The sequence below is a fragment of the Rhodoferax sp. BAB1 genome (assembly GCF_013334205.1).
Lineage (GTDB): Bacteria > Pseudomonadota > Gammaproteobacteria > Burkholderiales > Burkholderiaceae_C > Hylemonella.
The window spans coordinates 2,289,846-2,300,953 of record NZ_CP054424.1 but is presented as its reverse complement, the minus strand read 5'-3'; the positions used below and the strand labels follow the sequence as shown (position 1 = coordinate 2,300,953).

Below are 11,108 nucleotides of genomic sequence, written 5' to 3'. Positions count from 1 at the left end.
AGGACCCACGCATGAGTACCCAGCTGCTGATCTATGAAACCGCCGTCCCCGTCTCCAGCGGGCGCCACGCCAAGGCCTCGGTCGAGGCGGGCAAGGGCTACGGCTTTGCGCGCAAGATCAATTCCGTGCCCCTGATGGCGGTGGAGTTCCCGCAGGCCGCGGCCGATTACGCGGTGGTCTTCGCCAGCAGCGGCGATGCCCTGGTGCCCGTGGTCATTCTGGGCGCGCGCCAGAACGAAAACCTCTACGTCAACGAGGACGACAGCTGGAAAGCCGGTTACGTGCCGGCCTTCCTGCGCCGTTACCCCTTCGTGTTTTCTTCCAGCGAAGACGGCAAGACCTTCACCCTCTGCGTGGACGAGGCCTTCCAGGGCCTGAACTACCAGGGCCGCGGCCAGGCCCTCTTCGGTGCCGACGGCAAGGCCACGGCCTATGTGGACAACGTGCTCAAGTTCCTGCAGGAATACCGCCTGCAGTTCGAGCGCACCCGTGCCTTCTGCGCCAAGCTCAAGGCCCTGGACCTGGTCGAGCCCATGCAGGCCCAGTTCACCCTGCCCCAGGGCGAGAAGATGACACTCACCGGCTTCCACGTGGTGGACCGCGCGCGCCTCAAGAAGCTCGCCCCCGAAAAGCTCGCCGCGCTGGCCGCCACCGACGAGCTGGAGCTGATCTACCTGCACCTGCAGTCCATGCGCAACTTCGATGCCGTCAAGGACCGCCTGGTGCGCAGCCGCGCCGATGCTGCCCCGGCAGCAGCGCCGGCCGAGGAGGCCCCCGCACCCGCCGCAACGCCTGCGCCTGCTGCGCCGGCCCCGGCGGCCAGCGGCCGCCGAAAAACGGCGGTCACCCCCGGCTGAACGCGCGCTGGGGCGGCTCGTCCCAGCGTGCCTGCGGCCCGGAGAGCAGAGATGATGTCCGGGCCGACCCCACAACCGCCGACGTGACCACTTGAGCAGCGCACCGATCTACGCCAACACCGATGCTGCCGCCGACAGCGGCAGTGCTGCCGCTGCATCGTCCTCCGCATCTCCCGCCGCCTCGGCCAGCGCTGCTGCCGACGGCTCGGCCTGGGCCGGCCTGAGCCAGCCCTCCGACACCCGTGCCTTCTGCGCCAGCTGGCTGACCATCCTCTGCCTGCAGGTGCCGCGCGTGCGCGGCGCCCTGGTGCTGCTCGCGGAGCAGGACAACAGCTACACGCCGGCCGCACTCTGGCCCGACGCCAGCCGCAACCTCATGCATCTCGGCCCGGCCGCGCAGGCCGCGCTCACGCAGCGCCGGGGTGTGGTGCAGTCCGGCGGCGAGGGCACGGCCAGCTTGGCCACCCACGTGGCCTACCCGCTGGAGGTCGACGGCAAGCTGCAGGGCGCGGTTGTGCTGGACCTCACGCCGCGGTCCGACGCCGAGGTGCAGCTGGCCCTGCGCCTGCTGCACTGGGGCAGCGCCTGGCTGGTCGACCACTTCCGCCAGCAGCTGGTGCAGCGCGAACGCCAGATGGTGGCGCGCCTCTCGCTGGCCACCGACACCCTGGCCACCGCCCTGCAGGAAGAGCGCCTGGGCGCCGCCTGCCTGGCCGTGGTCAACGACCTGGCCGCGCGCCTGGACTGCCAGCGCGTGGCCCTGGGTTTCGAGCACGCCGGCTCCATCCGGGTACAGGCCATCTCGCACACCGCGACTTTCGATGCACGGACCGACTTCGTGCGCCTGCTGGCCGAAGCCATGGACGAGGTCTGGGACCTGGACCTCTCCGTGGTGCACCCGCCCTTGTTGGCCGACGGTGTGCCCGGCCTGGCCCACGCCGCGCTGGCCGCCTCGCGCCAGGACAGCGCCGTGCTCTCCGTTCCCCTGCGCAACGACGGGGTCATGGTGGGCGTGCTGACCTTCGAGCGCGCGCGCGATTTGCCCTTCGGCGCGGACGATCTTGCCCTGTGCGAAGCCCTGGGCACCCTGCTGGGTTCGGTGCTGGACCTCAAGCGCCGGCAGGAACGCGGTGTGTGGGAGCGCATCACGGCGGCCTGGCGCCACGGGGCCACCAGCCTCTTCGGCCCCGACCATCCCGGCCTCAAGCTGGTGGTGGCGCTGGGTGTGGCGGTGCTGCTGTTCCTCAGCCTGGCCAGCGGCACCCACCGTGTTTCGGCCAAGACCGTGGTCGAGGGCGAGGTGCAGCGCGGCGTGGCCGCGCCTTTCCCGGGTTTCGTGACCGAGAGCCTGGTGCGCCCCGGCGACCGCGTGCGCACGGGCCAGGTGCTGGCCCGCCTGGACGACCGCGACCTCAAGCTCGAACAGCTGCGCTGGATGGCCGAGGCCGAACAGGCCCGCCGCCGTTACCGCCTGGCCGCCGCTGGCTCCGACCGCGCGGCCATGGCCGTGACCTCGGCCCAGGTCGACCAGGCCCAGGCCCAGCTCGCGCTGACCGAGGAGCGCCTGGCCCGCGCCACGCTGCTGGCGCCCTTCGACGGCCTGGTGGTGCAGGGCGACCTGAGCCAGCAGCTGGGCTCGCCGGTGGAGCAGGGCAAGCTGCTGTTCGAACTGGCGCCGCTGGACGCCTACCGCGTGATCCTGCAGGTCGACGAGCGCGACATCGGCCACCTGCAGCTGGGCCAGCGCGGTGAACTCGCGCTCTCGGGCCTGCCCTACGAGCGCCTGGCCTTCACGGTGGAGCGCATCACGCCCATCTCGGTGCCGCAGGACGGGCGCAACCATTTCCGCGTCGAGGCCAGGCTCGACCGGGCCGACGCCGGCCTGCGCCCCGGCCTGGAAGGCATAGGCAAGGTCGAGGTGGGTCAGCGCCGCCTGATCTGGATCTGGACCCATCCCTTCGTGGACTGGCTGCGCCTGAGCACCTGGAAGTGGCTGGGCTGAAGGGCAGGTGGCATGAGCGACTCCATGCTCTCCACCAACTGGTACCGCGTGGCCGGCGTGCGCCCGCGCCTGCGCGGCCATGCGCGCCTGCACCGCATGCGTTTCCGCGGCGAGCTCTGGTACCTGCTGCAGGACCCGGTCAGCAGCCGCATCCACCGCTTCACGCCCTCGGCGCGTTTCCTCATCGCCGCCATGGACGGCGAGCGCACCGTGCAGCAGGTCTGGGAACTGGCCAACCGCGAGCTGGGCGAGGACGCCCCCAGCCAGGACGAGGTGATCCGCCTGCTGGGCCAGCTGCACGCGGCCGACCTGCTGCAGAGCGACACCTTGCCCGACGCGGCCGAGCTCTTCGAGCGCGGCGAGAAACAGCAGCGCCAGACCCGGCGCAAGTCCTGGCTCAACCCCATGGCCATCCGCATCCACCTCTGGGACCCGGACGCCTTCCTCAACCGCATCCGCCCGCTGGTCCACCGGCTCTGGGGCCGCTGGGGCGGCCTGCTCTGGCTGGCCGTGGTGCTGCCCGCCGTGCTGCTGCTGCCTTCGCAGTGGACGGCGCTGACCGGCAACTTCGCCGACCGCGTGCTGGCCACCGACAACCTGCTGCTCCTGCTGCTGGTCTTCCCCGCGCTCAAGGCCCTGCATGAGCTGGGCCACGCCATCGCCGTCAAGCGCGGCGGCGGCGAGGTGCACGACCTGGGCGTGGTGCTGCTGGTGCTCATCCCCGTGCCCTATGTGGAGGCCTCGGCCTCCAGCGTGTTCAAGAACAAGTTCGACCGCGCCCTGGTCGGCGCGGCCGGCATGGTGGTCGAGCTCTTCGTGGCGGCGCTGGCCTTCTACCTCTGGCTGCTGCTGGAGCCCTCGCTGCTGCGCGCCGCGCTCTTCAACGTGATGCTGGTGGCCGGCGTCTCCACCCTGGTCTTCAACGGCAACCCCCTGCTGCGCTACGACGCCTATTACATCCTGGCCGACCTGATCGAGATGCCCAACCTCGCGCAGCGCGCCCTGCGTTACTGGGGCTACCTCATCGAGCGTTATGCCTTCGGCGCGCGCGAAGCCGAAACGCCCGAGACCGCCCGCACCGACAAGGTCTGGCTCGCGCTCTACGGCGTGCTGTCCACGCTGTACCGCGTCTTCGTCACCGTGGCCATCGCGCTCTTCGTGGCCAGCGGCTTCTTTTTCATCGGCGTGCTGCTTGCGCTCTGGGCCGTGGCCAGCATGGCGCTGATCCCGCTGGCCAAGGGTGTGGCGCACCTGGGCAGCAGCCCGCGCCTGATGCCCTACCGCCGCCGGGTCTGGGGCGTCACGGGCGGCGTGCTGGCCGGCCTCTTCCTGCTGCTCTTCGTGCTGCCACTGCCCTTTCGCACGGTGGCCCAGGGCGTGGCCTGGCTGCCCCAGCAGTCCCTGGTGCGCGCGGGGCAGAGCGGTTTTGTGGTCTCGCTGGCCGTGCCACCGGGCACGACCGTGCGCCGCGGTGACCTGCTGCTGACCCTGCACAACCCGGCGCTGGAGGCCGAGGCCGCCAGCGCACGCGCGCGTGCCGCCGAACTGCGGGCCGTCTACATGGCGCAGTTCTCCAGCGACCGTGCCCAGGCCGCCATCGCGCGCGAGCAGTGGCAGGCCGCCGACGCCACGCTGGCCATCCAGCTCGGCCGCCTCGACCAGCAGAACGTGCGTGCACTGTCCGACGGCATCTTCGTCGTGGTGCAGGCCCAGGACATGCCCGGGCGCCACTACCGCCAGGGCGAGCTGCTCGGTTATGTGCTGGACGAGCCGCGCCTCTTGGCACGCGTGGTGGTCGAGCAGGAGGCCGCCGACCTGGTGCGCGGCGCCACCACTGGCGTGCAACTGCGCCTGGCCCACCAGCCCGAGCGGGTGCTGCAGGGCCATCTGGAGCGCGAGGTGCCCGGCGGCGACAGCTACCTGCCCAGCCGCGTGCTGGCCACCGAAGGCGGGGGTCTGCTCGCCACCGACCCGCGCGACCGCGAGGGCGCGCGCACCCTGGAGCGCACCTTCCAGTTCGACGTGGCCCTCACCGGCGGGGTGGACCCGGCCTCGGCTGTCTTCTTCGGCGAGCGCATCCATGCCCGCTTCGACCACCCGCCCGAGCCCCTGGCCCAGCAGTGGTACCGCGGCATCCGCCGGCTTTTCCTCTCGCATTTCCAGGTTTAGGCATGTCCAGCGCCGTCCTGCCCTACAGTTCGCGGCTCTGGGCCCGTGGTTCCCCCTATGCCGAACGCACACGGCCCGAGCTGCACTGGCACGACCGCGCCGCCCTGGCCATCGATGCCGCCTGTTTCGCCCCGCTGCGTGATCTGCTCCAGCGTGACCTGCGCGTGATGCGCCGGGTGGCGCGCGACGCCCTGGCCCGCTCGGAGGCGCTGGACGCGCTGCCCGACGAAGTGCTGCGCGCCCAGGCCACCGCCTTGCGCGCGCGCCTGCGCGCCCAGGGTTACACGCCCGAGCTGGTGGCCGAGAGTTTTGCCCTGATCCGCACCGCGGCCGGGCGCTGCCTGGGTCTGCGCCATTTCGAGAGCCAGCTCATGGCCGGTTACGCCCTGCTGCGCGGCCGCCTGGCCGAGATGGCCACGGGCGAGGGCAAGACTTTCTGCGCCACCCTGCCGGCCTGCACCGTGGCCCTGGCCGGTTACCCGGTGCACGTGATCACGGTCAACGATTACCTGGCCAAGCGCGACGCCGCGAAGATGAAACCCCTGTACGACTTCCTGGGCCTGAGCGTGGGCGTGGTCTTCCAGGGCCAGGAAAAGCCGCTGCGGAGACTGGCCTACGCGCAGGACATCACCTACGCCACCAACAAGGAGGTGGCCTTCGACTACCTGCGCGACCGCGTGGCCGTCAAGGGCCAGGGCAGCCGCCTGCACCAGGCCGCGCGCCTGCTGCGCGGCCAGGCCGCGCACGAAGAGGCGCTGGTGATGCGCGGCCTGTACTACGCCCTGGTCGACGAGGCCGACAGCGTTTTCATCGACGAGGCGCGCACCCCGCTCATCCTCTCGGCCAGCCGCGGCGCGGCCGAAGAGCTGGCCGACTGCGCTGCCGCGCTCGAATTGGCCGCGCAGCTGGAGGAGGGCGAGGACTACCTGGTCGAACGCCAGATCCACCGCGTGCTGCTGACCGACAGCGGCCAGGCCCGGCTCGACGCCTATGCCGAAGAGCGCGCGGCCGAACTGGGCGGCATCTGGACCTCAGCGCGTGCCAGAGAAGAGCGCCTGCGCCAGGCCCTGGCCGCCATCCACCTCTACCTGCGCGACGAGCATTACGTGGTGGCCGAAGGCAAGGTGCAGATCGTGGACGAATCCACCGGCCGCCTCATGCCCGACCGCTCCTGGGAACGCGGCCTGCACCAGATGATCGAGGCCAAGGAGCGGGTGGAGCCCACGCCGCGGCGCGAGACCCTGGCGCGCCTGACCTACCAGCGCCTGTTCCGGCGTTACCTGCACCTCTCGGGCATGACGGGCACCGCCGCCGAAGCTGCGCGCGAGATCCGCACCGTCTACGGCCTGCAGGTGGTGCGTGTGCCCTTGAACAAGCCCTCGCGCCGTGTGCACCTGCCCAACCGCCTGCTGCCCACGCAAGCCGCCAAGTGGCAGGCCGTGGCCCAGGCCGCCAGCGCCCTGGCCGCCGCGGGCCGCCCCGTGCTGATCGGCACCCGTTCGGTGAAAGCCTCGGAGGAGATCAGCGCCGTGCTGCACGCGCAGGGCATCACCCACGCCCTGCTCAACGCCAAGCAGGACGCCGACGAAGCCGCCGTGGTGGCCGAAGCCGGCCAGGCCGGCCGCGTGACGGTGGCGACGAACATGGCGGGCCGCGGCACCGACATCGAACTGGGCGAGGGCGTGGACGCACGCGGTGGCCTGCACGTCATCCTCACCGAGTTCCATGACTCGGGCCGGGTGGACCGCCAGCTCTTCGGCCGCTGCGCGCGCCAGGGCGACGCTGGCAGCTGCCAGGCCATCGTCTCGCTGCAGGACGACATCTACACCGTGGCCGTGCCCGGCCCCACGGCCTTCTTGCAACGCGTGCTGCAGCAGGGCACGCGCCTGCCGGCCTGGACTTGCGGCGCCCTGCGCTGGCTGGCACAGTGGACCACCGAGCGCCGCCACACGGCCCTGCGCATCGCCAATCTCAAACAGGACACCCAGCTCAACCAGTCGCTGGCTTTCACGGGGAAGGGGGAATGATGAGGCTTTTACCGAAGGACAGGCGCCACCGCCTGGCGCTGCTCGCCCTGCTGCTGGGCGCCGGCGGCGCGCAGGCCAACCCCTACGACTGCCTGATCGAACCCAACCAGATCGTGGAGCTGCGCAGCCCGGTGGAGGGCGTGATCCACAGCGTGCTGGTCAAGCGCGGGGACCGGGTGCAGGCCGGCCAGGTGCTGGTGCAGCTCGACTCCTCGGTGGAGCAGTCCAGCGTGGAGCTGGCGCGTTACCGCGCCCAGGTCAGCGGGCGCCTGCAGTCGGCCAGGAACCGGCTGGAATACGCCAGCAAGAAGTTCGAGCGCTCGCAGGAACTGCACAACAAGGAGTTCGTTGCAGCCCAGGCGCGTGACGAGGCCCAGGCCGAAAAACTGCTGGCCGAATCGGCCTACAAGGAAGTGCAGGAAGAGCTGGAGGTGGCGCGCCTGGAGTTCCGCCAGGCCAGCGAGGCGCTGAACCGCCGTTCCCTGCGCAGCCCCTTCGAGGGCGTGGTGATGGACCGCCTGCTCAACCCCGGCGACCTGGCCGAATCCGGCACGGGCCGCAAGCCCATCCTCAAGCTGGCCCAGGTCAAGCCCCTGCGTGTGGAGGTGGTGCTGCCCATCGAGGCCTACGGCCAGATCAAGCGCCTGAGCACGGCCGAGATCACCCCCGAAGCCCTGGGCGGCAGCTACAAGGCCACCGTCACCATCGTCGACAGCGTGTTCGACGCGGCCAGCGGCACCTTCGGTGTGCGCCTGGAGCTGCCCAACAGCGCGTCCGCGCTGCCGGCGGGGGTGCGCTGCAAGGCGGACTTTCCGGCGCTGCGGGGGGTGAAGGGGCGGGGGGTGCCGCTGAGTGGGTCGGCGCGGTGAGGCGGAAGCTGTCTGGTATCGGCCAGGAGCGGATAACAATGATCGGCCCCTGAAGCTGTCTCTCTATGCCCCTTTTGGGGGATATGCCCAGCGCCTCAGGCCTCATAGACTTGGGAAAGTCGCTGGGTAGTTAGCGTGCTCTTTTATCCACCGTGTCAATCGAACCAACGGCAATTGATGTCCTTTCAGATCAATAACCTAGATCCGTTCCCATGAAACTGACGATGTTGAATCGCCGTTTTATTTCGCAGGTTTTGCGATCTTTATCACGTTAGCCCGCAAATGAAAATCCTTTTGCCGAACCGCGTTCTCGTACTCATTGCACTCTCCTTTTTTTGCCTCCCTTCTGCCAAGGCTGAAGCATCTCCGACAAAGGAAATGATTGCAGGTTGGTGGAAAGCAGCGTCGAATGAAGAAATGGATCTGCTTGGAAAACCAATTCAAGTTCGTCTCCGAGGCAAGGAGGTTGCCTACCTTGTGGAGGCTTCGTTCGACCGCGGGCGAAATGAAATGTTCCGCACAGTCATAGTCCGCCCTCAGCTGCAGGAGGTGCGAGAGATCGCTGAGCCAGTGAGGGGGGGTATCAAGGTCTTTGATCTTGACAGAGACGGAGTCTCGGAGGTGGTCGCGATATCTGTTGGCTCTGGGCAGGGAACAGAATCTGGAGTTAAATCCATTGTGCAGTTTGACGGATGGGACGCAATAGTTCTGCATCAGGCTGAGTTTGAATCCGGATGTGCAGCCGACCTTAGTAGCTGCTCCAGTACGGAGGTCTCATGGAAATTTTCGGATCTAGATAACGACGGAAAGCTGGATCTGGTTGAAGAAGTAATTTCTTCAGAAGGTGGGGCAAATAAACCCGCGACCAAGTCCAAAGTGGTACGGAAATTCATTTTCAAGAATGGCAAGCTCACCATTTTTGACTCGCGTATCAATGGCGCAAATAAGTAGTGGATTGGATAACACGTCAGTCAAGCGCGGATTGCCTGCGGCATCCGCTCACCTCAAACGTTGAGCGTCTGCTTTCGAAGCCGCTGAGAGTCCGCCATGGGTCGAACAGCGCCCCTGGCGTATGTTGCTATTCGCCCAGCCAGAAGCGCTCGCTGCGGTCGAGGAAGTCGTGCACATGGACCGTGATCGATTCCTCGCCCAGCAGGACGACGCTGTATTGCGGCGGCTCGTGACTGCCCGGGATCTTGGCCGTATCGTCGAGCCGCAAGGCCACCTGGTGGTTGGTGCCGCGCATCGTGGAGTACGGGATGCCGTGCCACGAGCCGAAGATCGGGCGATGGACGTGACCGAAGAACAGGTGCTTGATGCGCTGGGTCTTCCCCGACAGCGCGCGCTGGAACGGTGCCGTATCCAGCAGGGAGATGCGGTCCATCGACGGTATGCCGAGCGGGAACGCCGGGTGGTGCATGAACAGCAGCACCGGCCGGTCGTCCTCGCCCAGCCGTTCGGCCAGCCACCGCGCGCGCTGCTCGCAGAGCACGCCGTGGCTGACGCCGGGCTCGTTGGTGTCGAGGAACAGCCCGCGGTAGGGGCCGACGGGGACTTCGTACTGAATGAAGCCATTGGCATCCACCGGCACGCGCGGGAAGAACTCGCGGAAGTTGGCCCGGTCGTCGTGGTTGCCAAGTATGGGCAGCACCGGCATGGGCAGGCGGCCGAGCTGCTCGGCCAGCTGCCGGTAGGCGTCCTTGTGGCCGACGTGGGCCAGGTCGCCCGTCACGACGCACAGCGCCGCATCCGCGTGCTCCTCCAGCATGCTGTCGATGCAGCGCGCCAATCGCCTGGCCGGGTCCAGCCCGTAAAGGGCATGCCCCTGCTCAACGAGATGGACGTCCGTGAGATGGATGAACTTGAACATGGGGCATGTCTCCATCAGCGCGGCAGCAGGGCCTGTACGTCGCGGCTCATGGCGGCGAGCGCCTTCTCCGGCGTGGTTTCCTTGGAGATCACGGTCTGGATGTGATCCTTGATGACGTCGGTGATCTTCAGGCCGTTCTCACCGGGGAAGGCGTACCAGCCCGTCAACACCGGCAGCTGCTTGATGGCCGTCAGATGGTTCGGGTTTTGTTCGTAGAACGATTTGAGCAGGTTGGCATCGTTGGCGGGGATGGTGTTGGCCGGGAAGTAGCCGGTGCCATGAACCATGGCCGTGGCGCCCAGCGGTCCCGTGGCGAACTTGATGTATTCCCAGGCGGCTTTCTGCTTGGCCGGGTCCTTGGCGAACATCATGGCCACATTGCCGCCGGCCGGCAGGCGACCGTTCTTCTCGATCGGCATGCGCGCAGTGCGCAGATCGAAACGGCTGCCGATCTGCTTGGTGATCAGACCCAGGCGCGACGTCGAGGTGACCAGGATGGCCAGATTGCCGGAGACAAAGTCCTGGCTTGCGGTGTTGAGCGCCCCGTTGCGCATCTCGCCGTCCTTCACGACCAGGGCGAAGGTCTGCATCGCGGCCTTGCCCGCCGGGCCGTCAAAGGCCACCTTCTTCTCGTCGGGGGTCAGCATGGTGCCGCCATTGGAGAACACCAGCGCCTGCCACATCCAGTTCCCGGTGATTTCCCAGTCCAGGTGCATGCTCTGGGTGCCGGCGTTGGCCGCCTTGGATTTCCGTGCCAGCGCAGCGATGCCCTCCCAGGTGGTGGGGAACTGATCCGGTGCCACGCCGGCCTTGCGGACGAGGTCGGCGTTGAAATAGACGATCGGGGTCGAAAGCGAGAAGCCGATGCCGACCTGCTTGTTGCCGACCTGGCCGAGGGACAGCAGGGCCTTGTCGTAGCCCATCTTGTCCCAGCTCTGCTCGGCTTTGATGAAGGGTGTCATGTCAACGGCGATGTCGCGGTCGACGAAAACGCGTTGACGGTTCAGGCCCTGATAGGAGACGTCAGCCAGTTGGTTGGTAACCGCCTGGCGGAGTGACTGCTGCGTTGCCTCTTCATAGCCGGGAGTGGGCGCGCGGAAGGACACCTTGTACTGCGGGTACTTGGCCATGAAGTCACGTGCGATCTTTTCGTGCACGTCCTTGAAGATGCCTGCGTAGGGGTAGTCGACCACGATTTCGACCGCCGGCTGGGCCTGCGCCAGGCTGCAGGCCAGCAGCGCGCCGGCCGCCATGGATTTGAGAAAAATTCGTTTCATCGGATGGACTCCTTGGTGGATAGAGAGGGAGGGAGAG

The 11,108-nt window shown here is 67.9% G+C and carries 8 protein-coding genes; 6 read left to right on the top strand and 2 right to left on the bottom strand.

What is annotated here, in order from left to right:
• The first annotated feature begins 11 nt into the window (after nt 1–11).
• From HTY51_RS11060 to HTY51_RS11035, 6 genes are all read left to right on the top strand, one after another.
• The gene (locus tag HTY51_RS11060) at nt 12–857 is read left to right on the top strand and encodes a SapC family protein (protein ID WP_174252795.1); all 846 of its coding nucleotides are present in this window, start codon (nt 12–14) and stop codon (nt 855–857) included.
• 91 nt (nt 858–948) lie between these two features.
• The gene (locus HTY51_RS11055; protein ID WP_174252794.1) at nt 949–2,859 is read left to right on the top strand and encodes an HlyD family efflux transporter periplasmic adaptor subunit; all 1,911 of its coding nucleotides are present in this window, start codon (nt 949–951) and stop codon (nt 2,857–2,859) included.
• A gap of 12 nt (nt 2,860–2,871) precedes the next feature.
• The gene (locus tag HTY51_RS11050) at nt 2,872–5,028 is read left to right on the top strand and encodes a peptidase M50 (protein WP_174252793.1); all 2,157 of its coding nucleotides are present in this window, start codon (nt 2,872–2,874) and stop codon (nt 5,026–5,028) included.
• A gap of 2 nt (nt 5,029–5,030) precedes the next feature.
• Nucleotides 5,031–7,055, top strand: a complete 2,025-nt coding sequence (locus tag HTY51_RS11045) for a hypothetical protein (RefSeq protein ID WP_174252792.1) — start codon at nt 5,031–5,033, stop codon at nt 7,053–7,055.
• A complete protein-coding gene (locus HTY51_RS11040; RefSeq protein ID WP_174252791.1) occupies nt 7,052–7,924 on the top strand; it encodes an efflux RND transporter periplasmic adaptor subunit in 873 nt (290 codons plus the stop codon). Before HTY51_RS11045 ends, HTY51_RS11040 begins: the two co-directional genes overlap by 4 nt.
• A gap of 282 nt (nt 7,925–8,206) precedes the next feature.
• Complete coding sequence (locus HTY51_RS11035) at nt 8,207–8,875, top strand: VCBS repeat-containing protein (protein ID WP_174252790.1); 669 nt, start codon at nt 8,207–8,209, stop codon at nt 8,873–8,875.
• 127 nt (nt 8,876–9,002) lie between these two features.
• Here the strand turns inward: HTY51_RS11035 and HTY51_RS11030 are convergent, their stop codons facing one another.
• Together HTY51_RS11030 and HTY51_RS11025 are read right to left on the bottom strand one after the other, a co-directional pair.
• Nucleotides 9,003–9,794 carry a phosphodiesterase gene (locus tag HTY51_RS11030; RefSeq protein WP_174252789.1) on the bottom strand — a complete coding sequence of 264 codons (792 nt, stop codon included), beginning with the start codon at nt 9,792–9,794 and terminating at the stop codon, nt 9,003–9,005.
• Between the two features lie 14 nt (nt 9,795–9,808).
• Complete coding sequence (locus tag HTY51_RS11025; protein ID WP_174252788.1) at nt 9,809–11,071, bottom strand: ABC transporter substrate-binding protein; 1,263 nt, start codon at nt 11,069–11,071, stop codon at nt 9,809–9,811.
• Nucleotides 11,072–11,108 lie beyond the last annotated feature (37 nt).